At 67.0% G+C, this 23,788-nt stretch carries 21 protein-coding genes and 2 tRNA genes; 20 read left to right on the top strand and 3 right to left on the bottom strand.

Annotated elements, in window-relative coordinates; genetic code table 11:
- The first annotated feature begins 124 nt into the window (after positions 1 to 124).
- Together ACZIYR_RS17985 and ACZIYR_RS17980 are read left to right on the top strand one after the other, a co-directional pair.
- Positions 125 to 406 carry a DUF2218 domain-containing protein gene (locus ACZIYR_RS17985; RefSeq protein WP_473031708.1) on the top strand — a complete coding sequence of 94 codons (282 nt, stop codon included), beginning with the start codon at positions 125 to 127 and terminating at the stop codon, positions 404 to 406.
- Positions 403 to 1,308 carry an EamA family transporter gene (locus tag ACZIYR_RS17980; protein ID WP_473031707.1) on the top strand — a complete coding sequence of 302 codons (906 nt, stop codon included), beginning with the start codon at positions 403 to 405 and terminating at the stop codon, positions 1,306 to 1,308. Before ACZIYR_RS17985 ends, ACZIYR_RS17980 begins: the two co-directional genes overlap by 4 nt.
- On the opposite strand, the gene ACZIYR_RS17975 is transcribed toward ACZIYR_RS17980, so the two are convergent.
- Both ACZIYR_RS17975 and ACZIYR_RS17970 read right to left on the bottom strand, forming a co-directional pair.
- Positions 1,305 to 3,275: an MBL fold metallo-hydrolase gene (locus ACZIYR_RS17975; RefSeq protein ID WP_483527604.1), complete on the bottom strand. Its 1,971-nt coding sequence runs from the start codon at positions 3,273 to 3,275 to the stop codon at positions 1,305 to 1,307. The two genes, ACZIYR_RS17980 and ACZIYR_RS17975, sit on opposite strands and share 4 nt — an antisense overlap.
- Before the next feature lie 91 nt (positions 3,276 to 3,366).
- Positions 3,367 to 3,717, bottom strand: a complete 351-nt coding sequence (locus ACZIYR_RS17970; RefSeq protein WP_473031705.1) for a hypothetical protein — start codon at positions 3,715 to 3,717, stop codon at positions 3,367 to 3,369.
- On the opposite strand from ACZIYR_RS17970, the gene ACZIYR_RS17965 reads away from it, so the two are divergent.
- The 5 genes from ACZIYR_RS17965 to greA all read left to right on the top strand — a co-directional run bounded on the left by ACZIYR_RS17965 (position 3,701) and on the right by greA (position 10,218).
- The gene (locus ACZIYR_RS17965) at positions 3,701 to 4,003 is read left to right on the top strand and encodes a HigA family addiction module antitoxin (protein ID WP_473031704.1); all 303 of its coding nucleotides are present in this window, start codon (positions 3,701 to 3,703) and stop codon (positions 4,001 to 4,003) included. The genes ACZIYR_RS17970 and ACZIYR_RS17965 overlap by 17 nt on opposite strands.
- A 53-nt stretch (positions 4,004 to 4,056) precedes the next feature.
- Complete coding sequence (gene dapB / locus ACZIYR_RS17960; RefSeq protein ID WP_483527603.1) at positions 4,057 to 4,863, top strand: 4-hydroxy-tetrahydrodipicolinate reductase; 807 nt, start codon at positions 4,057 to 4,059, stop codon at positions 4,861 to 4,863.
- Between the two features lie 424 nt (positions 4,864 to 5,287).
- A complete protein-coding gene (gene carA, locus ACZIYR_RS17955) occupies positions 5,288 to 6,445 on the top strand; it encodes a glutamine-hydrolyzing carbamoyl-phosphate synthase small subunit (RefSeq protein WP_483527602.1) in 1,158 nt (385 codons plus the stop codon).
- 54 nt (positions 6,446 to 6,499) lie between these two features.
- Positions 6,500 to 9,745: a carbamoyl-phosphate synthase large subunit gene (gene carB, locus ACZIYR_RS17950; RefSeq protein ID WP_483527601.1), complete on the top strand. Its 3,246-nt coding sequence runs from the start codon at positions 6,500 to 6,502 to the stop codon at positions 9,743 to 9,745.
- On the top strand, positions 9,742 to 10,218 hold the full coding sequence (greA, locus tag ACZIYR_RS17945) for a transcription elongation factor GreA (protein ID WP_483527600.1): 477 nt from the start codon (positions 9,742 to 9,744) through the stop codon (positions 10,216 to 10,218). The genes carB and greA overlap by 4 nt, the downstream gene beginning before the upstream one ends.
- A 128-nt stretch (positions 10,219 to 10,346) precedes the next feature.
- Here greA and yhbY read toward each other — a convergent pair whose 3' ends face one another.
- Positions 10,347 to 10,673, bottom strand: a complete 327-nt coding sequence (gene yhbY, locus ACZIYR_RS17940) for a ribosome assembly RNA-binding protein YhbY (RefSeq protein ID WP_483527599.1) — start codon at positions 10,671 to 10,673, stop codon at positions 10,347 to 10,349.
- Positions 10,674 to 10,841: 168 nt separating this feature from the next.
- Here yhbY and rlmE point away from each other — a divergent pair, with 168 nt between their 5' ends.
- The 13 genes from rlmE to truB all read left to right on the top strand — a co-directional run bounded on the left by rlmE (position 10,842) and on the right by truB (position 23,730).
- The gene (gene rlmE / locus ACZIYR_RS17935) at positions 10,842 to 11,528 is read left to right on the top strand and encodes a 23S rRNA (uridine(2552)-2'-O)-methyltransferase RlmE (protein ID WP_483527598.1); all 687 of its coding nucleotides are present in this window, start codon (positions 10,842 to 10,844) and stop codon (positions 11,526 to 11,528) included.
- 214 nt (positions 11,529 to 11,742) lie between these two features.
- A complete protein-coding gene (ftsH, locus tag ACZIYR_RS17930) occupies positions 11,743 to 13,743 on the top strand; it encodes an ATP-dependent zinc metalloprotease FtsH (RefSeq protein WP_483527597.1) in 2,001 nt (666 codons plus the stop codon).
- Between the two features lie 98 nt (positions 13,744 to 13,841).
- Entirely contained in the window at positions 13,842 to 14,699 is an 858-nt protein-coding gene (gene folP, locus ACZIYR_RS17925) for a dihydropteroate synthase (RefSeq protein WP_483527596.1), read from the top strand.
- Between the two features lie 2 nt (positions 14,700 to 14,701).
- On the top strand, positions 14,702 to 16,051 hold the full coding sequence (glmM, locus tag ACZIYR_RS17920; RefSeq protein WP_483527595.1) for a phosphoglucosamine mutase: 1,350 nt from the start codon (positions 14,702 to 14,704) through the stop codon (positions 16,049 to 16,051).
- A 66-nt stretch (positions 16,052 to 16,117) separates the two neighbouring features.
- Complete coding sequence (gene tpiA / locus ACZIYR_RS17915) at positions 16,118 to 16,867, top strand: triose-phosphate isomerase (protein WP_483527594.1); 750 nt, start codon at positions 16,118 to 16,120, stop codon at positions 16,865 to 16,867.
- Positions 16,868 to 16,872: 5 nt separating this feature from the next.
- The gene (secG, locus tag ACZIYR_RS17910) at positions 16,873 to 17,232 is read left to right on the top strand and encodes a preprotein translocase subunit SecG (RefSeq protein WP_483527593.1); all 360 of its coding nucleotides are present in this window, start codon (positions 16,873 to 16,875) and stop codon (positions 17,230 to 17,232) included.
- A gap of 24 nt (positions 17,233 to 17,256) precedes the next feature.
- Positions 17,257 to 17,343, top strand: a tRNA-Leu gene (locus ACZIYR_RS17905).
- A gap of 133 nt (positions 17,344 to 17,476) precedes the next feature.
- Positions 17,477 to 17,553: transfer RNA gene (locus tag ACZIYR_RS17900), tRNA-Met, on the top strand.
- A gap of 214 nt (positions 17,554 to 17,767) precedes the next feature.
- On the top strand, positions 17,768 to 18,229 hold the full coding sequence (gene rimP, locus ACZIYR_RS17895; RefSeq protein ID WP_473031693.1) for a ribosome maturation factor RimP: 462 nt from the start codon (positions 17,768 to 17,770) through the stop codon (positions 18,227 to 18,229).
- A 47-nt stretch (positions 18,230 to 18,276) separates the two neighbouring features.
- The gene (gene nusA, locus ACZIYR_RS17890; protein ID WP_473031692.1) at positions 18,277 to 19,767 is read left to right on the top strand and encodes a transcription termination factor NusA; all 1,491 of its coding nucleotides are present in this window, start codon (positions 18,277 to 18,279) and stop codon (positions 19,765 to 19,767) included.
- Between the two features lie 91 nt (positions 19,768 to 19,858).
- Positions 19,859 to 22,372 carry a translation initiation factor IF-2 gene (gene infB / locus ACZIYR_RS17885; RefSeq protein ID WP_483527592.1) on the top strand — a complete coding sequence of 838 codons (2,514 nt, stop codon included), beginning with the start codon at positions 19,859 to 19,861 and terminating at the stop codon, positions 22,370 to 22,372.
- Positions 22,373 to 22,390: 18 nt separating this feature from the next.
- Positions 22,391 to 22,813 (top strand): 30S ribosome-binding factor RbfA, encoded by a 423-nt coding sequence (gene rbfA / locus ACZIYR_RS17880; RefSeq protein WP_483527591.1) that lies wholly within the window; start codon positions 22,391 to 22,393, stop codon positions 22,811 to 22,813.
- Positions 22,813 to 23,730: a tRNA pseudouridine(55) synthase TruB gene (gene truB / locus ACZIYR_RS17875; RefSeq protein WP_483527590.1), complete on the top strand. Its 918-nt coding sequence runs from the start codon at positions 22,813 to 22,815 to the stop codon at positions 23,728 to 23,730. The genes rbfA and truB overlap by 1 nt, the downstream gene beginning before the upstream one ends.
- Positions 23,731 to 23,788 lie beyond the last annotated feature (58 nt).

Genomic DNA, 23,788 nt, shown 5'->3' with positions numbered 1-23,788 from the left:
AGCTCCCGATGGTCTGTCTTGCCGAACACTTCGTTCTGCTCGAATAGGCGGTGCGGGGGCTGGCGTCGAGCAGGGGGCTCGTCATAGTCTGGTAGCTCGATACCCCTGCAAGAGGAAGAGTGCCATGCCGATGTCGCGAGCGGAGATCGCTACCGAGTCTGGAAAGAAGCTGATCAACCGACTGTGCAAGCACTGGGCGCACAAGCTGGACGTGGAGCAGCAGGAGGCGCAGGGGCGGGTGGCGTTCGAAGAGGGCTCCTGCCTGATGCGGGCCGAGCCGGGCAGTCTGGTGGTGGCCATCGAGACGCTGGATGAGGAGAGCCTGGATCGCCTGGAGGGCGTGGTGGCGAGCCACCTGGAGCGCATGGCCGGCGACGAGACTCTCGAGATCGTCTGGGAAAATTGAGCCGGGCGAGCGCTGAGCGCAGCGCCCACCTGGGGATGCTGCTGTGGGCGCTGCTGGTGGGGCTGTCGTTCCCCGCCGTGGGGCTGATGAGCGAACTGCCGCCCCTGGCGCTCACCGCGCTGCGTTTCGCCATCGCCTGTGCGGGGCTGTGGTGGCTGGCGCGCCGTGCGCCAGGCTTCGTGCCGCCCTGGCGGGTGCTGCCGCTCTATGGCCTGATGGGCCTCTGCCTGGCCGGTTTCTTCGGCGCCATGTTCTGGGCCGCCCACCACGCCACGGCGCTCGCCATGGCCACCCTCTATGTCAGCGTGCCGCTGCTGGCCTTCCTGCTGGGGCTGGGGTTTCGCGTCGAGCGGCCCGGCTGGCGGCTGCCGGCCATTCTGGCGCTAGGCGCCAGCGGCGCGCTGGGGCTGGCCTTCGCCGAGTCGCTGGACGAGGCGGGCGCTCTGCGCCTGGGCATCGGCGAGGCGGTGTTCTTCCTTGGCTGCGTGTCGTCGGCTCTCTATCCGGTGCTCAGCAAGTGGGGGCTCGCCCGCGGCTGGCTGCCGGCGTCGGCGGCCGTGCGTACCTTCTGGAGCCTGGGGCTCGGCGGGGCGCTGATCGGCGGACTGGCGCTGCTTCTCGAGCCGGTGGGTCGCCTGGCGTCCATGACCGGCGGCGACCTGCTGCTGCTGGTCTATCTGGGGCTCTTCTCCAGCGCCCTCACCTTCTGGCTGATGCAGCGGGCCACCGCGGCGCTGACGCCGGGAGCCGTGACCGCCTACGGCTACATGGTGCCCTTCGTCTCCATGCTGCTGCTGTTTGCCACCGCCCCCGAGCAGCTCGGCTGGCAGTGGCTGCCGGGCAGTGCCCTGGTGCTGGTCGCCATCGCCCTGCTGCTGCGGCGGGACGCTCAGACGCCTTAATCCCGCTTTTCGGTATCGGGCTCACTGCCCGGCGTCGCGGCCAGCCGCGGAAAGTGCCGGCGAATCTCGGCATAGAGCTCGCCCAGGTCCTCCACATGGCGGCGCGAGAAGTGAAACGGCACCAGCTGGTCGACGCCGGCGGCAACCGCGATCTCGCCGCAGGCGCGGGCGGTCAGGTGGCCGGTGCGACGGGCCTGTTCGGCCTGGTCCTCGCGAAACGAGGCCTCGCAGAACAGCACCGCGGCGTTGTGGGCAAGTGAGAGAAGCCGCTGGCGGTTGGCGGGGGTGTCGCCGAAGTCGGTGGCGTAGACCAGGCGCCGGCCCGGCTGCGAGAACAGTAGCCGGCGGGCCAGCTCGGCGACTCCATGGCGGCTGCCGTCGGGCAGCGTGATGGTGGCGGTGTCATCGCCTTCCAGGGCGCGCTGCTTGAGCTCGCCCAGCCAGGGGCCGGGCGCCCAGCCGTGAGCCTCCAGGCGCTCCCTGCGTACCTTGAGCTGGGTGTCAGGCTCGAAGGCGAAGGCCAGCACCGGCGTGCCGTGGTCCAGGGTGGTGGCGCGGACGCGAAACCCCGGCACGGCGTGGATCACGCCCCCTTCGACATTCCGCGGTGACAGCGCCTTCATCGGCTGTCCGGCGACGAGTCGGTAGTGGGCCAGGCGTTCGTCGTGCAGCTCGAAGACCTCGAAGCGTGGCGCATTCTTCTCGATTCGGTCCCACAGGATGCCGTGCAGGAAACCGTCCAGGTGGGCGGCCAGCCCGGGTGGTCCGTACACCCGGCAGGGGCCGTAGTCGCCGATGCGCGAGCGCAGCAGCCACAAGAAACCGCCGATATGGTCGACATGCGCATGGCTGATGAACACCTCGCCGATCTGGTGGGCCAGCCGTGCCGGCAGACGGCCGGGGTCGCCCAGGTCGAACAGCAGGCTGCGCTTGCGATGACGCAGGCGCAGATGCAGCAGCGGGTCGCCGAAGACGCCGTTGACCAGGGTGGCGCGCACGCCGTTCAGGCGCACCGAGGGGCGCGGGTTGCTGGTGTGCTCCCGCGGCGGCAGGGCGAGCAGGGGCGCCTCCTGCGGTGCGGGGGGCGGTTGCTGCGGGCGAGCCGTCCCCAGGCCGCTTTCGGGGTGGCGAACGGCATCGCGCACCACCAGGGTGTGGGGCGGGTCGGCCGGGTCGGCCGGGGCGGGTAGGCGCAGCCGCAGCCGCTCGCCCTCCAGCGCCAGGATCTCGCCCAGTGCCAGGGTGTGGCCTTCGGCATTCAGCAGGCCAACCTGGCGTCCCCGCCAGGCGTTCACCGCCTGCTGGGGCGGCGGGGTGCCGATCACGGCCAGGCGGGAGAGATCGAGGTTCGCTTCGCTAGCGTCTTCCAGGTAGGCGTCCCAGGCCGCATTGCGCCATCGGCGGCGCTGCTGCTTGCCCGGGTGTCGCGCCTGCGGGTGGGCGAGCAGGTTCAGCGTCTCCAGCCCCAGGGAGGCGCGTTCGTCAGGGTAGGGGGCGGGCTGGCTTGCAGGTGCCAGGCGTACCACGGCACTCACGGCCCCGGCGCTGGCCAACGCCGCCAGCAGCTCGGCCCCGCCGATGCCGCGCTCCACGCCGGGCGCGTCAATCATCAGGGCGCCGGCATCGACGCGTTCGGCCAGGCGGCGCACCGCCTCGACCAGAGGTAGGCGGAAGCGGGCGCTGTCCAGGGTGGCCAGCGCCTCCATGGCCTCCAGCTGCCAGTCGCCCCGGTGCTCGTCCCAGCGCCCCAGGCAGATGGCACCCGGCGGGCCGATGCCGGGCAGGCCGGGGTCGGCGGCCAGGCAGCGGCAAGCCTGGCCTTGTGCGGCCAGCCGTGCCGCCACCCGGTGTGCCAGGGTGCTCTTGCCACTGCCGGGCGGGCCGGTGAGCAGCAGCCGCGGCCGGCGCGCCAGCAGCGCGAGCAGGGCGTCTTCGTTGGTGGCATCCAGTGAGCTCGGAGGCGGCATGGGGATCCCTTCGTCACAGCATCATATGCAGTGTGGGCGATTCCTTCGCGGCTGCCCAAGCGGGCCCCGGGCAGGCGTTCTGCTTGACGTATTACGCGTCGCGTAATAGTCTGCGGAAATGATTGAGTCCTTTGCCTGTAAGCGCACTCAGCAACTCTATGAAGGGACTGGATGCGCCAAAGCATTTCGCGCCTTCCGGCGACAGGCCGAGCGTAAGCTGCAGCTGCTGGATTCGGCGACCACCCTGGATTTCCTGCGCTCGCCACCCGGCAATCGCCTTGAGGCACTTCGCGGGGACAGGCAGGGTCAATACAGCATCAGGATCAATGACCAATGGCGCCTCTGCTTTCGCTTCAACAGCGGCGCCGCCTACGATGTCGAGATCGTGGACTACCACTGACCATTCCGAACAAGGAGCCCTCAGCATGATCAAGAACGGCATGCGGCCTATCCATCCGGGCGAGGTGCTGCGGGAGGACTATCTCGAGCCGCTAGAAATGAGTGTGAACGCCCTCGCGCGTGAGCTTCGCGTTCCTGCGACCCGGTTGCATGAGATCGTCAAGGAGCGCCGCGCGATTTCGGCAGATACGGCCCTGCGTCTGGCTCGTTACTTTGGTGGCGAAGCTCAGTCGTGGCTGAACCTACAGGCTGCCTACGATATCAAGCGGGTCGAACTCGACCATGGCGAGGAGATCGAGCGAAGCGTATCACCGCGAGATGCTGCCTGAGGCTCTGGTATACTCCTCCCCATTCTCAACGCCATGACAGTTCAGGAGTCCGCATGACCCGTATCGCCATCGTCGGTGTCGCCGGCCGCATGGGCCGCACCCTGGTCAACGCCGTGCAGCAGGACGCCGACGCCGTCCTGGCCGGCGGCATCGTCGAGCCGGGCAGTACCCTTGCCGGCGCCGATATCGGCGAGCTGGCTGGCGTCGGCAGGCTGGGGGTGGCGGCGGTGGATTCCCTCGACGCCATCGTCGACGACTTCGACGTGCTGATCGACTTCACCGCTCCCCAGGTAACGCTGGCCAACCTGGCCTTCTGCGCGGCCCACGGCAAGCGCATGGTGATCGGCACTACCGGGCTCTCCGATGAGGAGCTGGCCGTGCTCGACGGCTTCCGCGACCGGCTGCCCATGGTCTTTGCCCCCAACATGAGCGTGGGCGTCAACCTGACCCTGAAGCTGCTGCAGACCGCTGCCAAGGCGCTGGGCGACGAGGGCTACGACATCGAAGTGATCGAGGCCCATCACCGTCACAAGGTCGATTCGCCCTCCGGCACCGCGCTGAAGATGGGCGAGGTGGTGGCCGAGAGCCTGGGGCGCAGCCTCAAGGAGCACGGCGTCTTCGAGCGCGTCGGCCAGTGCGGGCCGCGGGACCCCAGGGAGATCGGCTTCGCCACGGTGCGTGCCGGCGATATCGTCGGCGAGCATACGGTGATGTTTGCCACCGAGGGTGAGCGCATCGAGATCACCCACAAGGCGTCGAGCCGCATGACCTTCGCCAAGGGCGCAGTGCGGGCGGCGCGCTGGGTCGCCGGCCAGGGCAACGGGCGCTATGGCATGCAGGACGTGCTGGGGCTGGAGTGAGGTGAAACCCCAGGGTTATCGCAGTTATTTTGTGGGAGGGAGCTTCAGCTCGCGAAGCAGCGCGCAGCGCTGCCCGATCTGGGCGCCTTTCGGCGCCTTCGCCCGGCAGAGCCGGCCTCCCACTTAGCCTCTCTCTACCGTGGGTGCTATCAGCTGCGATAGCCCTGCGGATAACCTCACTGGGGGTAGTCGCCGGGCACCATTTCCTGTAACATCTCCAAAATTTTGGCCGGGCGCCTGAAAAACAGCAGTTCCACTGCGCGCTTGTTGCGTGGCCAGCCCCCGAGTAAGACAGACAACAAGCGGGATGAAACCGGTTTTCTATCGGCTTCGTCCCGCTTTTTTACGAGCCGAATCTGTCGTAGTGACGATAGCCGACGAGCCTGCGCCCCTCAGGCTCGCATTAGCATGGGAGGATGTTACGTTGAACAGACCCGCGATACTGGCCCTGGAAGACGGCAGTGTATTTCATGGCACGGCGATCGGTGCCGATGGACAGACCAGCGGTGAGGTGGTGTTCAATACGGCCATGACCGGCTATCAGGAGATCCTGACCGACCCCTCCTACACCCGACAGATCGTCACCCTGACCTACCCCCATATCGGCAACACCGGCGTCAATGCCGAGGACGTGGAGTCCGACGCCATCGCCGCCGCCGGCCTGGTGATCCGCGACCTGCCGCTCATCGCCAGCAGCTTCCGCTCCGAACAGTCGCTCTCCGACTACCTCAAGAGCCAGAACGTGCTGGGCATTGCCGATATCGATACCCGCCGGCTGACCCGCATCCTGCGCGACAAGGGCTCCCAGAACGGCGCGATCCTCGCCGGTGACCTGGCCTCCGGCGACGACGCCGTGGCGCGTGCCCTGGCCGCGGCCCGGGAGTTCCCGGGTCTCAAGGGCATGGACCTGGCCAAGGTGGTTTCCTGCCAGACCCCCTATGAGTGGACCGAGGGGGAGTGGGCCCTGGGCGCGGGCTATGCCGATGCGGCCGGCCCTGATGGAAAGGCCGAGCGCCCCTACCACGTGGTCGCCTACGACTTCGGCGTGAAGCGCAACATCCTGCGCATGCTCGCCTCCCGGGGGTGCCGCCTGACCGTGGTGCCGGCCCAGACCCCGGCCAGCGAAGCGCTGGCGCTCAATCCCGACGGCATCTTCCTGGCCAACGGTCCCGGCGACCCCGCGCCCTGCGACTACGCCATCAAGGCGATCCGCGAGATCCTCGAGACCGAGCTTCCGGTGTTCGGCATCTGCCTGGGCCACCAGCTGCTGGCCCTGGCCAGCGGGGCCAAGACGGTGAAGATGGGCCACGGCCACCACGGCGCCAACCACCCGGTGCAGGACCTCGACAGCGGACAGGTGATGATCACCAGCCAGAACCATGGCTTTGCCGCCGACGAGGCGAGTCTGCCGGACACCCTGCGCGCCACCCATCGCTCGCTGTTCGACGGCACCCTGCAGGGCATCGAGCGCACCGACCGCCCGGCCTTCAGCTTCCAGGGGCACCCGGAAGCGAGCCCCGGTCCCCGGGACGTCTCGCCGCTGTTCGATCGTTTCGTCGCCATGATGAAGGCGCGCCGCTGAGCGCGACCCGACCGACATCAGCCTGTTTATCACCGATTAGCCGCGGGAATCATCATGCCCAAACGTACTGACATCCAGAGCATCCTGATCATCGGCGCCGGCCCCATCGTCATCGGCCAGGCGTGCGAATTCGACTACTCCGGCGCTCAGGCCTGCAAGGCGCTGCGCGAGGAGGGCTTCCGGGTCATCCTGGTCAACTCCAATCCGGCCACCATCATGACCGACCCGGCCATGGCCGACGCCACCTATATCGAGCCGATCACCTGGCAGGCGGTGGAGAAGATCATCGAGGCCGAGCGCCCCGATGCGATCCTGCCCACCATGGGCGGCCAGACCGCGCTCAACTGCGCCCTGGACCTGGACAAGCACGGTGTGCTGGCCAAGCATGGCGTGGAGATGATCGGCGCCAACGCCGACGCCATCAACAAGGCCGAGGACCGCGACCTCTTCGACCAGGCCATGAAGCGCATCGGCCTGGAGTGCCCCAAGGCCGAGGTGGCCCACAGCATGGAAGAGGCCTGGCGCATCCAGGCGTCGCTGGGCTTCCCGGTGATCATCCGCCCCTCCTACACCATGGGCGGCTCCGGCGGCGGGGTGGCCTACAACAAGGAGGAGTTCGAGGAGATCTGCACCCGCGGCTTCGAGCTCTCCAACAACCATGAGCTGCTGATCGACGAGTCGCTGCTGGGCTGGAAGGAGTACGAGATGGAGGTCGTTCGTGACAAGAACGACAACTGCATCATCGTCTGCGCCATCGAGAACTTCGACCCCATGGGCGTGCACACCGGCGACTCCATCACCGTGGCCCCGGCGCAGACGCTGACCGACAAGGAGTACCAGATCATGCGCGACGCCTCGCTGGCGGTGCTGCGCGAGATCGGCGTCGAGACCGGCGGCTCCAACGTCCAGTTCGGCGTCGACCCGAATACCGGGCGCATGGTGGTCATCGAGATGAACCCGCGGGTGTCGCGCTCCTCGGCGCTGGCCTCCAAGGCGACCGGCTTCCCGATCGCCAAGATCGCCGCCAAGCTGGCGGTGGGCTATACCCTGGACGAGCTCTCCAACGACATCACCGGCGGGCGCACCCCGGCCTCCTTCGAGCCCTCCATCGACTATGTCGTCACCAAGATTCCGCGCTTCACCTTCGAGAAGTTCCCCCAGGCCAACGACCGCCTGACCACTCAGATGAAGTCGGTGGGCGAGGTGATGGCCATCGGGCGCACCTTCCAGGAGTCGCTGCAGAAGGCGCTGCGCGGCATGGAGACCGGCAACGACGGCCTCGACCCCATATTTCCTGATTTCAAACCCGGCGACTTCACCGACGAGGCCCTGGCGCATATCAAGGGCGAGCTGCAGGCCGCCGGGGCCGAGCGCATCTTCTACGTGGCCGACGCCATGCGCTCGGGGATGAGCGTCGAGGAGGTCTTCGCGCTGACCAAGATCGACCCCTGGTTCCTGGTCCAGCTCGAGGAGCTGGTACGCCTCGAGCAGGAGGTGGCCAAGCGCTCGCTCTCCGAGCTCGACGCCCGGGAGCTCTTCCGCCTCAAGCGCAAGGGGTTCAGTGACGCCCGCCTGGCCCGCCTGCTGGGCGTGGCCGAGAAGGAGTTCCGCAAGACCCGTCAGAAGGCCGGCATCCGCCCGGTCTACAAGCGGGTGGACACCTGTGCGGCCGAGTTCGCCACCGATACCGCCTACCTCTACTCCACCTACGAGGAGGAGTGCGAGGCGGAGGTCTCCGAGCGCCAGAAGATCATGGTGCTGGGCGGCGGTCCCAACCGCATCGGCCAGGGGATCGAGTTCGACTACTGCTGCGTCCACGCCGCCTTCGCCATGCGCGACGACGGCTACGAGACCATCATGGTCAACTGCAACCCCGAGACCGTCTCCACCGACTACGACACCAGCGATCGCCTCTATTTCGAGCCGGTGACCCTGGAGGACGTGCTGGAGATCGCCGACAAGGAGCAGCCGGTGGGCGTGATCGTGCAGTTCGGCGGCCAGACCCCGCTCAAGCTGGCCCGCGAGCTCGAGGCCGCCGGCGTGCCGATCATCGGTACCACCCCGGACGCCATCGACCGCGCCGAGGACCGTGAGCGCTTCCAGCAGATGATCGACAAGCTGGGCCTCAAGCAGCCGCCCAACGCCACCGCCCGCAGCTTCGACGAGGCCTTCGCCAAGGCCGAGGCGATCGGCTACCCGCTGGTGGTGCGCCCCAGCTACGTGCTGGGCGGCCGCGCCATGGAGATCGTCTACGACGCCTCGGAGCTGGAGAACTACATGACCCATGCGGTCAAGGTCTCCAACGACTCCCCGGTGCTGCTCGACCACTTCCTCAACGCCGCCATCGAGATCGACATCGATGCGGTCAGCGACGGCCGCGAGGTGGTGATCGGCGGCATCATGCAGCATATCGAGCAGGCCGGGGTGCATTCCGGCGACTCCGCCTGCGCGCTGCCGCCCTACTCGTTGCCCGCCGAGGTGCAGGACGAGATGCGCGAGCAGGTCAAGCGCATGGCGGTGGAGCTGGGCGTCAAGGGGCTGATGAACGTGCAGCTGGCCTGGCAGGACGGCGAGATCTACGTCATCGAGGTCAACCCCCGCGCCTCGCGCACCGTGCCCTTCGTCTCCAAGTGCATCGGCACCTCCCTGGCCCAGGTCGCCGCCCGCTGCATGGCCGGTACCAGCCTCGCCGAGCAGGGCTTCACCCGGGAGATCGTGCCGCACTTCTACAGCGTCAAGGAGGCGGTCTTCCCGTTCAACAAGTTCCCGGGCGTCGACCCGATCCTGTCGCCGGAGATGAAGTCCACCGGCGAGGTGATGGGCAGCGGCGACACCTTCGCCGAGGCCTTCTACAAGGCGCAGCTGGGCGCCGGCGAGGCGATTCCTGCGCTTTCGGGCGACCGCAAGGCCTTCCTCTCTGTGCGCGAGCCGGACAAGCCGGGAGTTATCGAGATCGCCCGTTCTCTGTTAGGATTGGGCTTCACGCTGTGTGCGACCCGCGGTACCGCCGCTGCCCTGGAGGCGGCCGGTCTCGACGTCGAGGTCGTGAACAAGGTCTATGAAGGTCGTCCGCATATCGTCGATCTGCTCAAGAACGACGACATCGCCTACATCGTCAATACCACCGAGGGTCGCCAGGCGATCAATGACTCCTCGGTGATCCGTCGTACCGCGCTGGCCCGCAAGGTCCCCTACGCCACCACCCTGGCGGGGGCGAGTGCCGTTTGCATGGCGCTGGAGTACGGCAATGCCATTACGGTGCGGCGGCTACAGGAACTGCATGCAGGAGCTGCACAATGAACAAGGTCCCGATGACCGTCGCCGGTGAGGCGCGCCTGCGCAAGGAGCTCGATCACCTCAAGAGCGAGGCGCGCCCCAAGGTGATCGCCGCCATCGCCGAGGCCCGTGAGCACGGCGATCTCAAGGAGAACGCCGAGTACCATGCCGCCCGCGAGCAGCAGGGCTTCATCGAAGGGCGCATCCAGGAGATCGAGAGCAAGCTCGGGAGCGCCCAGGTGATCGATGTCACCAAGCTGCCGCGCACCGGGAAGGTGATCTTCGGCGTCACCGTGGAGCTGATCAATCTGGGCAACGATGAGGAGGTGACCTACCGCATCGTTGGCGAGGATGAGGCCGAGATCAAGGCCGGCAAGATCTCCGTGACCTCGCCCATCGCCCGGGCGCTGATCGGCAAGGAGGAGGGCGACACCGTGCTGGTCAAGACCCCCGGCGGCGAGGTCGAGTACGAGATCTCAAGCGTCGAGCACCTGTAGCCCTTCGGGCAGCTGTAAGCCATAAGCTTTAAGCTGTAAGAAGAACACCTCCAGTTCAGGTTTGAGCTGGAGGTGTTCTGGGTTTGACTTACAGCTTACGGCTTAAAGCTGACAGCTCTGAGGGCAGCTCAGTGTCGCCCGTGGTGCCCTTCGAAGCGCTTGAGGTTGGAGAGCTTGGGGTTGGCCTGGGGGTTGGCGCGGTAGAGCAGCGCCATCTTTCCGATGCTCTGCACCCGCTCGGCGCCGCTGGCGTCGATCAGCGCCTCGAGCATGGCGGCGCGATCGTCGCGATCGGGCAGGGCCAGCTTGACCTTGATTAGCTCGTGGTCGTTGAGCGCGCGGTCGAGTTCGGCCAGCAGCCCCTCGGACAGCCCGTTCTCCGATACGATCACCACCGGGCCCAGGTGATGCCCGATGCTGCGAAATGCTTTCTTTTGTGCCTGTGACAAGCTCATGGTATCTTGCGTCATCCGGTTGCGCTCAGCCCACCATGGTACGGTGAAACGCCACCCGGTGAAAGCATGGCAAGGCCTGATTGCCAGGCCGCCCGCCCCGCTCCAGCTCGCACCGCTTCAGGCACCTTGGCCTGCTCGCATTTCCAGATCGATTTTCAAGGTGATGCCGTGGCTCGCTCCACTTCCTCCTCGGGTGACAATACCGATGCCGCTCGTCGGCCCCGTGCCGGCAAGCATACCGCCAGCAAGACCAGCAAGGGGTGGCTCAAGGAGCACTTCGACGACCGCTTCGTCCAGCAGCGCTGGCAGGACGGCTACCGCAGCCGGGCCAGCTACAAGCTGCTGGCGCTCGACGAGAAGGATCGACTGTTCAAGCCGGGCATGGCGGTGATCGACCTGGGCGCGGCACCCGGCGGCTGGAGCCAGGTGGCCGCCGAGCAGGTGGGTCCGGAAGGGCTGGTGATCGCCTCCGATATTCTGGAGATGGATGCGCTGGCCGGGGTCGAGTTCATCCAGGGCGACTTCACCGAAGAGGCGGTGCTGGAGGCGATCCTCGCGACCCTGGGCGATCGCCCGGTGGACCTTGTGATGTCGGACATGGCCCCCAATATGAGTGGCATGGCCGCCATCGACCAGCCCCAGGCGATGTACCTGGTGGAGCTGGCGCTGGACCTGGCCCGCCAGACGCTGAGGCCCGGCGGTCGGTTTCTGGCCAAGGTGTTTCAGGGCGAGGGCTTCGATGCTTACCTGAAAGAGCTGCGCGGCGACTTCACGCGGGTGGTGACGCGCAAGCCGGAAGCGTCCCGGGCGCGTTCCCGGGAGGTGTACCTGCTGGCGGAAGGATTTCGCGGCTGAGCGCAGGCTCGGCGGCACGTAAGGGGATGGTCGGTGGCAGGCCGATCATCGATAGACAAAGACTAATGGCGCGATGGCCGGACAAGGTCGCTCAACTGTGTCACAGTGGGGCGTGGCGCGGTCTGTCGCCGCCGGGTGGAACATGCCTTGCCCGCGCGTGGTCTCAAAGCCAGGCGTTTCGGCCGGGAAAGATGCTTGCAATGAGGGTAGTCCCTTGAATGATATGGCGAAGAACCTGATTCTGTGGTTGGTCATCGCGGCGGTGCTGCTGACGGTGTTCAACAACTTCAGCGTCGACACGGCACCGCAGACGATGAACTACTCGCAGTTCGTCCAGCAGGTGCAGAACCAGCAGGTGCGTAGCGTCACCATCGACGGCTACCGCATCACCGGTGAGCGAACCGACGGCTCCGAGTTCCAGACCATCCGCCCAGCGGCGGAAGATCCCAAGCTGATCGACGATCTGCTCTCCCACAATGTTACCGTAGTGGGCAAGGAGCCCCAGGAGCAGAGCCTCTGGACGCGGCTGCTGATCGCCAGCTTCCCGATCCTGCTGATCCTGGCCATCTTCATGTTCTTCATGCGCCAGATGCAGGGGGGCGCCGGCGGCAAGGGCGGCCCCATGAGCTTCGGCAAGTCCAAGGCCAAGCTGCTCTCCCAGGACCAGATCAAGACCACCTTCTCCGATGTGGCGGGCTGCGACGAGGCCAAGGAGGAGGTCGAGGAGCTGGTCGACTTCCTGCGCGACCCCTCCAAGTTCCAGCGCCTGGGCGGCACCATTCCCCGCGGCGTGCTGATGGTGGGCCCGCCGGGTACCGGTAAGACGCTGCTGGCCAAGTCCATCGCCGGCGAGGCCAAGGTGCCGTTCTTCTCGATCTCCGGCTCCGACTTCGTCGAGATGTTCGTCGGCGTGGGCGCCTCCCGGGTCCGCGACATGTTCGAGCAGGCCAAGAAGCAGGCGCCCTGCATCATTTTCATCGACGAGATCGACGCCGTGGGTCGCTCGCGCGGCGCCGGCATGGGCGGCGGCAACGACGAGCGCGAACAGACGCTCAACCAGCTGCTGGTGGAGATGGACGGCTTCGAGGCCAACGAGGGCATCATCGTCATCGCCGCCACCAACCGTCCCGACGTGCTCGACCCGGCGCTGCTGCGCCCGGGCCGCTTCGACCGCCAGGTGGTGGTGCCGCTGCCCGATATCCGCGGTCGCGAGCATATTCTCAACGTGCACCTGCGCAAGGTGCCGCTGGCCGACGACGTCAAGCCGTCGCTGATCGCCCGCGGTACTCCCGGTTTCTCCGGTGCCGACCTGGCCAACCTGGTCAACGAGGCAGCGCTGTTCGCCGCGCGGCGCAACAAGCGCCTGGTGGGCATGGATGAGCTGGAGCTGGCCAAGGACAAGATCATGATGGGCGCCGAGCGCAAGTCCATGGTCATGACCGACAAGGAGAAGCTCAACACCGCCTATCACGAATCGGGTCACGCCATCATCGGCCTGGTGATGCCTGAGCACGACCCGGTCTACAAGGTGACCATCATTCCCCGCGGCCGCGCCCTGGGCGTGACCATGTTCCTGCCCGAGCAGGACCGCTACAGCCTGTCGCGGCAGCAGATCATCAGTCAGATCTGTTCGCTGTTCGGCGGTCGCATCGCCGAGGAGATGACCCTGGGGCCCAACGGCGTCACCACCGGGGCCTCCAACGACATCAAGCGCGCCACCGAGCTGGCCCACAACATGGTGGCCAAGTGGGGCCTCTCCGAGGAGATGGGGCCGATCATGTACGACGAGGACGAGTCCCACCAGTTCCTCGGCGGCCCCGGCCAGGGTGGCAAGCTCAAGTCCGGCGAGACCACGTCGAAGCTGGACAAGGAAGTGCGCAAGATCATCGATGAGTGCTATGCCCGGGCCAAGCAGATTCTCGAGGAGAATCGCGACAAGCTCGACGCCATGGCGGACGCCCTGATGCAGTACGAGACCATCGACGCCGACCAGCTCAAGGACATCATGGAGGGCCGCACGCCGCGCCCGCCCAAGGACTGGGAGGATGGTGATTCCGGCAGCGGCTCACCGATCACCGGCGAAGAGGCGCCGGAGGTGAGCGAGAGTGAGTCGCCGGCAAGCGACAGCGGCGACGGCAGCGACGACGGAGAGGAGGAGGACGACGAGCCGCGCCGCCGGCCCTCCGACCCGCTGGGTGGCCCCGCGGGCTCTTGATCCCGCTCACCGCCCCAGGCAGGCGCCCCAACGGGGCGCCTTTGCCGTGGGGCCTGCCGTTTCTGCCCCTCTGCGACCCGCCACAGGACCGACCCTAGATGATGGACAGCGTTTCGCCGACCTGGCTGCCGTGTGGGCGGCACCGCCTCGACCTCTCCTTTCCCCGGGTCATGGGGATTCTCAACGTCACCCCGGACTCCTTCTCCGACGGTGGCCACCACCTGGCCCTGGACGACGCCCTGCGCCATGCCGAGCGCATGCTGGCCGAGGGGGCGGCGATCATCGACGTGGGCGGCGAGTCCACGCGCCCGGGGGCGCTGCCGGTCACCCCTCAGCAGGAACTCGACCGGGTGGCCCCGGTGGTGGAGGCTCTGGTGCGCGAGCTCGACGCGCTGGTGTCGGTGGATACCAGCAGCCCCGAGGTGATGAATGAGGCCGCGGCGCTGGGCGCCGGGATGCTCAACGACGTGCGTGCCCTGGAGCGCGAGGGCGCCCTGGCCGCGGCCATCGGCAGCGGTCTGCCGGTCTGCCTGATGCATCGCCAGGGCGAGCCCCGCGACATGCAGCAGGCGCCCCACTATGATGAACCGGTAGAGGTGGCGGTGGCCGACTATCTCGCCGCCCGGGTGGCGGCCTGCGAGGCGGCCGGCATGCGTCGCGAGCGTCTGCTGCTCGACCCGGGCTTCGGCTTCGGCAAGACCGTCGAGCATAACCTGCGCCTGCTCAACCGTATGGACCGGCTGGCCGGCCTCGAGGTGCCGCTGCTGGTGGGGATGTCGCGCAAGAGCATGATCGGCAAGGTGCTGGGTCGGCCGGTGGAAGAGCGCTTGCCGGGTGGGCTGGCGCTGGCCGCACTGGCCGTCGAGCGCGGCGCCCGTATCCTGCGCGTCCATGACGTGGGCCCAACGCTGGACGCGGTCAACATGACCTGGGCCGTACTCAAGGAAGGCTGCTAGCCATGACCAGACGCTATTTCGGCACCGACGGCATTCGCGGCACCGTGGGCGAGTATCCGATCACCGCCGACTTTATGCTCAAGCTGGGCTGGGCCATGGGGCGGGTGCTGGTGCGCGATACTGGCCGTGCCCGGGTGCTGATCGGCAAGGACACGCGGATCTCCGGCTACATGTTCGAATCGGCGCTGGAGGCTGGACTCTCCGCCGCCGGCGTCGACGTGGCGCTGCTCGGCCCCATGCCCACGCCGGCCATCGCCTACCTGACCCGCACCTTCCGTGCCGATGCCGGCATCGTCATTTCGGCGTCGCACAACCCCTTCGCCGACAACGGCATCAAGTTCTTCTCCGCCGCCGGCACCAAGCTGGACGACGGCATCGAAGAGCGCATCGAGGCGATGCTCGAGGAGCCGCTGACCACGGTGGCGGCAGACAGGCTCGGCAAGGCGACGCGCATCGACGATGCGCCGGGGCGCTACATCGAATTCTGCAAGTCCACCATCCCCAACCGGGTTAGCCTGCACGGCCTGAAGGTGGTGCTGGACTGCGCCCACGGCGCCACCTATCACATCGCGCCCAGCGTGTTTCGCGAGCTGGGTGCCGAGGTGAGCCTGGTGGGGGCCTCGCCGGACGGCCTCAACATCAATCACGAGGTGGGCTCCACCCATCCGGCCAGCCTGCGTGCCGCGGTGATCCAGCAGGGCGCCGACCTGGGGATCGCCTTCGATGGCGACGGCGACCGGGTGCTGATGGTGGATGCCGACGGCCGCGAGATCGACGGCGACGACATCCTCTATCTGATCGCCCGGGATCGCCACGCCCGTGGCAAGCTCGACGGCGGGGTGGTGGGCACCCTGATGACCAATTTCGGGCTGGCCATGGCGCTGGAGCGCATGGGAGTGCCCTTCGAGCGCGCCAAGGTCGGCGACCGCTACGTGGTCGAGCGGCTGGCTGCCAACGGCTGGCAGCTGGGCGGCGAGTCGTCGGGACACATCGTCTGCGGCGATGTCCAGACCACCGGCGACGGCATCGTCTCGGCCCTGCAGGTGCTGGCCATCATGGTCAGCGAAGACCGGCCGCTCAACCGCCTGCTGGACGGCCTGGAAAGGGTGCCTCAGGTACTGGTCAACGTCCGCCTGACGCCCGGCAGCGATGCCAAGCTGTTGATGGAGCATTCGGCGGTACAGGACGCGGTCGCCGCTGTGGAAACGGAGCTGGGCGACGAAGGGCGAGTGCTGCTGCGCCCCTCGGGCACGGAGCCGCTGATCCGAGTGATGGTCGAGGGGCGTGCCCACCTTGACGTCGAGGGGCTCGCCCGTCGCCTGGCCGGCGAGGTGGAGGCTCAGCTGAGGTGATGTCGACGGTTGTCTTGACAAGGCAGCTCCTATACCATTTCGCACCACTTTGAAAGAGGACGGGTCATGCGAACGCCGCTGATCGCCGGCAACTGGAAGATGAACGGCTCGACCGAGCTGGTCGAGGCCTTCGGCCGAGGCTTTTCCGAGGCGTCGCTGGCCGAGGCGCTGGAGGTGGTGGTCTTCCCGCCGTTTCCCTATCTCGAGGCGGCGCGCCGCTGCTTTGCCGGCACGCCCCTGAAGCTCGGCGCCCAGACGCTGAACCCGCTGCACTCCGGAGCGCGTACCGGTGAGGTCAGCGGTCGCATGCTGCATGAGTTCGGCGTTGCCTATGCGCTGGTCGGGCACTCGGAGCGGCGCCAGCTCTACCGCGAGAGCGACGAGGATGTCTACGACCGCCTACTGGCGGCGCTGAGCGCCGACATGGCGCCGATGCTGTGCGTGGGGGAGACCCTCGAGGAGCGCGACGCCGGCCGTACCATGGAGGTGGTGCTGCGCCAGGTGGGCTATGTGATGGCGCGGCTGGAACCCGAGCAGCGGGCGCGAGTCGTTATCGCCTACGAGCCGGTATGGGCGATCGGGACCGGCCGCACGGCGTCCCCGCAGCAGGCCCAGGACGTCATGGCCGGCATCCGCACCTATCAGGCCGGCTTCGATCGCGACCTGGCGAACGGACTGCGGCTGCTCTACGGCGGCAGCATGAACGCGGACAATGCGGCTGAGCTGCTGGCTCAGCCCGACATCGACGGCGGCCTGGTGGGCGGTGCTTCGCTCAAGGTCGACGATTTTCTAGCCATTTGCCAGTCAGCAGGTTAAATCCCATGCAAGTTGCCATTCTCTTGACCCATGTGGTGCTCGCCATCGCCCTGGTCGTCCTCATCCTGCTGCAGCAGGGCAAGGGCGCCGAAGCCGGTGCCGCCTTCGGTGGCGGTGCTTCCCAGACCGTATTCGGCTCCCGCGGTACCGGCGGCTTTCTGTCGCGTACCACCGCGGTGCTGGCGGCGGCCTTCTTCGCCACCTCCCTGACCCTGGCTTACTTCGCCACCCAGGCGGGCCAGGCGCCGGAGGTCGGGATTCCCGATGCGCGGCTGATCGAAGAGCAGCGCAGCGTGCCGACACTTGACGACGACGCTCGGGACGTGGATAATGCCGCGCCAGTGCTGGAGGAAAACGGCGGCTAAGGTCGCGCCTTCACGCATCGCACTGCCGAAGTGGTGGAATTGGTAGACACGCTATCTTGAGGGGGTAGTGACCTTACGGTCGTGCGGGTTCAAGTCCCGCCTTCGGCACCATCAGCAAGACCGCGGTCGCGAGCAAGACGACGGGATCGCGGAAGCAGGATTGGCACCAGGAAGAGATAGGCAGAGTCGCCCAGGCGGCTTGACGCGCAACTGCCGAATGCCTATACTCGCCGACCTGGAATGTTGCGGGGTGGAGCAGTCTGGTAGCTCGTCGGGCTCATAACCCGAAGGTCATCGGTTCAAATCCGGTCCCCGCTACCATCTTCCGATCCGCTGCCTTGCGAGGCAGACGAGATCGCTGAAGTGGTACCACAGGTTTCTTGTGAAAGGCCCCTTCCTGCGAAGGGGCTTTTTGTTAGCAGCATACTGCCGGTCTGCGCCGGCAGCGCTTATCCGGGCAACGCCAATCAGCCACCTGACTTTCCTGTTCACTCCCGGCCAGGTGCCTGATGCAACGGCTGTAGGAGCTTTCTCTGTGGCACTCAAGCATGCTGCGCTCTACGCGCTGATCGAGCCGGTGGTAACCGCCATGGGGTTCGAGCTCTGGGGAGTCGAGTATCACTCCCAGGGCAAGCACTCACAACTGGTGGTCTACATTGATCATGCCGACGGCGTGAGCGTGGAGCATTGCGCCGACGTGAGCCGCCAGGTCAGCGCCGTGCTCGATGTCGAGGATCCCATCAGCGGCGAGTATCGCCTCGAGGTCTCATCGCCCGGCCTGGATCGACCGCTCTACACCCTCGATCAGTTTACCCGCTACCGGGGCCACCAGGTGGCGCTTAGGCTGCGCACGCCCTTCGACGGGCGGCGCAAGTTCCAGGGGCTGCTGGCCGGCACCGAGGGAGACGAAGTGCTGTTGCAGCTGGACGGCGAGGAGTATTGCTTTCCCATCGAAAGCATCGATCAGGCGCGCGTGGTACCGGTCTTCGAGGACTGAGGGCGCGAGTCGATGCATAAGGACAGGTTTTCTGGCGAGGCAAAGGCATGAGTAAAGAAATACTGACGGTCGTCGATGCGATCTCCAACGAGAAGGGCGTGCCCCGCGACGTGATCTTCGAGGCCGTCGAGGCGGCGCTGGCCAGCGCGTCTCGCAAGCGCTTCGAGGGCCGCGAGGTCAGCGTGCGGGTCCACATCGATCGCCACACCGGCGACTACGAGACCTTCCGCCGCTGGGAAGTGGTCGAAGACGACGAATTCGAGAATCCCGACGCCGAGATCAAGGAGTCCTTCGCCGAGCGCCGCGACCCGCCGCTCAAGCGCGGCGACGTGGTCGAGGAGCAGATCGAGAATGCCGCCTTCGGCCGCATCGCCGCCCAGACCGCCAAGCAGGTCATCGTGCAGAAGGTGCGCGAGGCCGAGCGTGCCGAAGTGGTGCGCCTCTACGCCGAGCGTGAAGGCGAGCTGGTGGCCGGCATCGTCAAGAAGACCACCCGCGACGGCCTGATCATCGACCTGGGCGACAACGCCGAGGCATTTTTGCCGCGCAGCGAGATGATCCCCGGCGAGCGCTACCGCATGAACGATCGGGTGCGTGCCCTGCTGGTCAAGGTCGACCCCGAGGCGCGCGGCGCTCAGCTGATCCTCTCGCGCACCTGCCCGGAGCTGATCATCGAGCTGTTCAGCATCGAGGTGCCGGAGATCGCCGAGCAGCTCATCGAGATCAAGGGGGCCGCACGGGACCCCGGCTCGCGGGCCAAGATCGCGGTGAAGACCAACGATCGCCGCATCGATCCGGTGGGCGCCTGCGTCGGGATGCGCGGCTCGCGGGTTCAGGCGGTCTCGTCCGAGCTGCAAAATGAGCGCGTCGATATCGTGCTGTGGGACGACAACCCCGCGCAGCTGGTGATCAATGCCATGGCGCCGGCGGATGTCGCCTCGATCCTCGTCGACGAGGAGACGCACGCCATGGACGTGGCGGTCGCCGAGGACAACCTGGCCCAGGCCATTGGCCGCAGCGGCCAGAATGTCCGCCTGGCCTCGGAGCTCACCGGTTGGCGGCTCAACGTCATGACCGAGAGCGAGGCCGAGGACAAGCGGGAGCAAGAGATCGACAGCCTGGTCGAGCACTTCATCCAGCATCTCGAGGTCGACGACGAGCTCGCCCGCCTGCTGGTGGAAGAGGGTTTCACCACGCTGGAGGAGATCGCCTACGTGCCCGTCGAGGAGATGCTCGAGATCGAGGAACTCGACGAGGAAGAGGTGGAAGAACTTCGTGCGCGCGCCAAGGACGAGCTGCTCAACCTGGCCATTGCCTCGGAGGAGGCGCTGGACGGGGCGCAGCCGGCCGATGACCTGCTGGAGATGGATGGCATGGAGCGCCACCTGGCGTTCATCCTCGCCAGCCGGGGTATCGTCACCATGGAAGATCTGGCCGAGCAGTCCGTCGACGACCTGATGGACATCGAGGACATGGACGAAGAGCGCGCTGCAGAACTGATCATGACGGCCCGTGCGCCATGGTTCGAAGGCGAGTAGCGACAGGGCGAATAGCCGCCGGACGTCGAGCGCGAAAGCCGAACGTTCAGGTGACGAACAGACAACGGGTCACGGGCTGAGGAGGGTCAAGATGTCAGAAATGACCGTTAAGGATTTTGCCGCAAAGGTGGGCCGCGATGTGCCCCGCCTGCTGGAACAGATGAAAGAAGCCGGGCTCGAGCACAAGTCCGAGAGCGACGCCGTGTCCGAAGAGGACAAGCGGCAGCTGCTCGACTTTTTGACCAAGAGCCATGGCACCAAGGGGACCGGGGCGAAGAATCGCATCACCCTGACCCGCAAGACCCGCAGCCGGATCAAGACCGGTGAGCGCGGCAAGTCGATCGAGGTGCAGGTGCGCAAGAAGCGCACCTACGTCAAGCGCACCGAAGAGGAGGCGCCCAAGGAAGCGCCGGCAGAAGAGACCGGTCCGCGTCAGCTGGTCGGCGACATGGCCGATTCCGAGGCGCGGCGCGAGGCCCGCGAGGCCGAGGAAGCCAAGTCGCGCGCCGCCGAGCAGGCCGCCCAGGAGGCCGCCGCCAAGCTCGAGGCAGAGAAGGCTGCCGAGGTGCCGGAGGTTCCCGAGGTGCCGGTGCCCGAGCTCGAGGAGAGCGAGCCCGCCGCCGAGCAGCCGCCGGCGCCGCCCAAGGAGGGCCGCAGCGACCGTCGCACCGCGCCGCCCAAGAAAGCGGCGGCCAAGAAGGGCCGCGGCGGCCGTGACGATGACGATCGGGGCGATCGCGAAGAGCGGCGTCGCGGTGGCAAGAAGGCCAAGCGCGCCGAGCGCCGCGGCAGCCGTCGTGGCGGCGGTCAGAGCGGTGGCAAGCACGGCTTCCAGAAGCCGACCCAGCCCATCGTGCGTGAGGTCTCCATCCCGGAGTCGATCAGCGTCGCCGACCTGGCCGACAAGATGTCGATCAAGGCCAACGAAGTCATCAAGACCATGTTCACCATGGGCGCGGCGGTGACCATCAACCAGACCATCGACCAGGACACCGCCGCCATCGTGGTGGAAGAGATGGGCCACAAGCCCAAGCTGGTCAAGGACGATGCGCTGGAGACCGAGGTGCTCGAGGGCATCTCCTACGAGGGCGAGGAGATCACCCGTTCGCCGGTGGTGACCGTGATGGGTCACGTCGACCACGGCAAGACCTCGCTGCTCGACTATATCCGCAAGGCCAAGGTGGCCACCGGTGAGGCCGGCGGCATCACCCAGCACATCGGCGCCTACCACGTCGAGGACGATCACGGCGGCGTGACCTTCCTGGATACGCCGGGTCACGCGGCGTTCACCGCCATGCGGGCCCGCGGGGCCAAGGCCACCGACGTGGTCATCCTGGTAGTGGCTGCCGACGACGGCGTCATGCCGCAGACCGTCGAGGCCATCGAACACTCCAAGGCGGCTGAAGTGCCGCTGGTGGTGGCGGTCAACAAGATCGACAAGCAGGGCGCGGACCCGGACCGGGTCAAGAACGAGCTCTCCCAGCACGGCGTGATCTCCGAGGAGTGGGGCGGCGACACCCAGTTCGTGCACGTCTCCGCCCATAGCGGCGAAGGCATCGAGGAGCTGCTGGAGGCGATCCAGCTGGTCTCCGAGGTGCTCGAGCTCAAGGCGGTCCCGGAAGCGCCCGGCAAGGGCGTGGTGGTCGAGTCGCGCCTCGACAAGGGGCGCGGCCCGGTGGCCACCGTGCTGGTCCAGAACGGCACCCTGAAGAAGGGCGACATCGTGCTGGCCGGTCTGCACTACGGCCGCGTGCGCGCCCTGACCAACGAACTGGGTCAGCAGGTCGACGAAGCCGGCCCCGCCATGCCGGTGGAGATCCAGGGCCTCGACGGCACCCCCGAGGCGGGTGACGACTTCATGGTGTTGGCTGACGAGAAGAAGGCCCGCGAGGTCGCCAACTTCCGTCAGGGCAAGTACCGCGAGGTGCGCCTGGCGCGCCAGCAGAAGGCCAAGCTGGAGAACATGTTCAGCCAGATGGGCCAGGACGAGGTGGCCAAGGTCAACATCGTGCTCAAGGCCGACGTCCAGGGCTCGCTGGAGGCGATCAAGGGTGCGCTGGAGGAGCTCTCCACCGACGAGGTCCAGGTGGCCGTGGTCTCTTCCGGCGTGGGCGGTATCACCGGTACCGATGCCAACCTGGCACTGGCCAGTGATGCCATCGTGGTCGGCTTCAACGTGCGTGCCGATGCCGCCGCCCGGGAGATCATCGAGCGCGAAGGCCTGGATCTGCGCTACTACAGCGTCATCTACCAGCTGATCGACGAGGTCAAGCAGGCCATGAGTGGCATGCTGGCCCCGGAGTGGAAGGAAGAGATCGTCGGTGTGGCCGAGGTTCGCGACGTCTTCCGCGCGCCCAAGATCGGCGCCGTGGCGGGCTGCATGGTGGTCGAGGGCACCGTGCATCGCAACAAGAAGATCCGGGTGCTGCGCGATAACGTGGTCATCTACGAGGGCGAGCTCGAGTCGCTGCGCCGCTTCAAGGACGACGTCCAGGAAGTGCGTAACGGCATGGAGTGCGGCATCGGGGTGAAGAACTACAACGATGTCCAGGTCGGCGACAAGATCGAGGTCTTCGATCAGGTCAAGGTCGAGCGGACGCTCTAACCGCTCCAGGAGTCGACAATGCGCGAGTTCAAGCGAACCGACCGGGTCGGCGATCAGCTGCAAAAGGAGCTGGCAGTGCTCATCCAGCGCGAGGTCAAGGACCCGCGGCTGGGCATGGTCACCGTCAGCGGGGTCACGGTGAGCCGCGACCTCGGCTATGCCGACGTCTATGTGACCCTGCTCGGCGAGGACAGCCCCGAGCGGGTCGTGGAGAACCTCAAGGTGCTGCGCCAGGCGGCCGGCTTCCTGCGCGGCCAGATCGCCAAGCGGATCAAGCTGCGCCATGTGCCGGAGCTGCGCTTCCATTTCGATGAGAGCGTGGTGCGCGGCCATCGGCTGTCGTCGCTGATCGATGAGGCGGTGCAGAGCGACCGCGCCCGCAGCGGCGACGAGCACGGCGATGGTGAGGACGACGGCGGCGACGGGAGCGAGCGCAACTGATGGCAAGGCGTCGCCGCGGCCTGCCGGTCAACGGGGTGCTGCTGCTCGACAAGCCCAAGGGGGTGTCCAGCAACCATGCCCTGCAGCGCGCCCGCCGGCTGTTCCAGGCCCAGAAGGCCGGCCATACCGGCACCCTGGACCCCATGGCGACGGGGCTTCTGCCGGTCTGTTTCGGCGAGGCGACCAAGTTCTCCGCTCATCTGCTGGAGGCCGACAAGGTCTACCGCACCCGGGTGGAGCTCGGCGTCATCACCGACACCGGCGACGCCGAGGGCGAGGTGCTCGAGCGCCGTGGGGTGCCACGGCTGACCGAGGCCGACATCGAGGGGGGACTCGAGCCCTTTCGCGGCGAGATCGAGCAGGTCCCGCCGATGTATTCGGCGCTGAAGCTCCAGGGCCGCAAGCTCTATGAGCTGGCCCGCGAGGGCAAGACGGTTCAACGTGCAGCGCGGCGCGTCACGGTGTATGATGCGCGCCTTCTCGCCTTCGATGGCGACGCCTTCGAGCTGGAGGTGAGGGTGAGCAAGGGCACCTATGTGCGCACCCTGGCCGAGGACATCGGCCTGGCACTGGGTACCGGCGCCCATATCAGCGCGCTGCGTCGGCTCAAGACCGGGCCCTTCAGCGGCGAGGGCATGTGGAGCCTCGAGGCGCTGGAGGCGCTGCCTGGCCAGGCGGAGCGCGAGGCGACGCTGCTGCCGGTGGACGTGCTGGTCGAGCACCTGCCGCGTCTCGAGGTGGGGGTGGTGGCCGCAGGGCGACTGACCCACGGCCAGCCGGCCGGGGTGGACACCACGGGTCTCGCCGTCGGCGAGACGCCAAGGCTCTATCGTGACGGCGCCTTTCTGGGCCTCGGCACGGTGACGACGCCACAGGAGGTGGCGCCGAAGCGGCTGCTGAGTACCGCAGCCGAATAGGGAGCAACGCCGAGACTGCAAATATGCGTGGTCTCCTACACTTATCACTTAGGCATAT

The sequence above is a fragment of the Billgrantia sp. NRB1 genome, assembly GCF_056921725.1.
Note: the sequence above shows the minus strand (reverse complement) of the source record. Positions and strands in the feature narration are given on the sequence as shown.

What these genes read in the sequence shown, in the direction of transcription:
- dapB (WP_483527603.1), top strand. Translation starts at nt 4,057, where the DNA reads ATGACCCGTATCGCCATCGTCGGTGTCGCCGGCCGCATGGGCCGCACC.
- infB (WP_483527592.1), top strand. Translation starts at nt 19,859, where the DNA reads ATGTCAGAAATGACCGTTAAGGATTTTGCCGCAAAGGTGGGCCGCGAT.
- greA (WP_483527600.1), top strand. Translation starts at nt 9,742, where the DNA reads ATGAACAAGGTCCCGATGACCGTCGCCGGTGAGGCGCGCCTGCGCAAG.
- glmM (WP_483527595.1), top strand. Translation starts at nt 14,702, where the DNA reads ATGACCAGACGCTATTTCGGCACCGACGGCATTCGCGGCACCGTGGGC.
- ACZIYR_RS17970 (WP_473031705.1), bottom strand. Translation starts at nt 3,717, where the DNA reads ATGCCGTTCTTGATCATGCTGAGGGCTCCTTGTTCGGAATGGTCAGTG.
- truB (WP_483527590.1), top strand. Translation starts at nt 22,813, where the DNA reads ATGGCAAGGCGTCGCCGCGGCCTGCCGGTCAACGGGGTGCTGCTGCTC.
- carB (WP_483527601.1), top strand. Translation starts at nt 6,500, where the DNA reads ATGCCCAAACGTACTGACATCCAGAGCATCCTGATCATCGGCGCCGGC.
- yhbY (WP_483527599.1), bottom strand. Translation starts at nt 10,673, where the DNA reads ATGAGCTTGTCACAGGCACAAAAGAAAGCATTTCGCAGCATCGGGCAT.
- secG (WP_483527593.1), top strand. Translation starts at nt 16,873, where the DNA reads ATGCAAGTTGCCATTCTCTTGACCCATGTGGTGCTCGCCATCGCCCTG.
- ACZIYR_RS17975 (WP_483527604.1), bottom strand. Translation starts at nt 3,275, where the DNA reads ATGCCGCCTCCGAGCTCACTGGATGCCACCAACGAAGACGCCCTGCTC.
- rbfA (WP_483527591.1), top strand. Translation starts at nt 22,391, where the DNA reads ATGCGCGAGTTCAAGCGAACCGACCGGGTCGGCGATCAGCTGCAAAAG.
- tpiA (WP_483527594.1), top strand. Translation starts at nt 16,118, where the DNA reads ATGCGAACGCCGCTGATCGCCGGCAACTGGAAGATGAACGGCTCGACC.
- ACZIYR_RS17965 (WP_473031704.1), top strand. Translation starts at nt 3,701, where the DNA reads ATGATCAAGAACGGCATGCGGCCTATCCATCCGGGCGAGGTGCTGCGG.
- folP (WP_483527596.1), top strand. Translation starts at nt 13,842, where the DNA reads ATGATGGACAGCGTTTCGCCGACCTGGCTGCCGTGTGGGCGGCACCGC.
- ACZIYR_RS17985 (WP_473031708.1), top strand. Translation starts at nt 125, where the DNA reads ATGCCGATGTCGCGAGCGGAGATCGCTACCGAGTCTGGAAAGAAGCTG.
- nusA (WP_473031692.1), top strand. Translation starts at nt 18,277, where the DNA reads ATGAGTAAAGAAATACTGACGGTCGTCGATGCGATCTCCAACGAGAAG.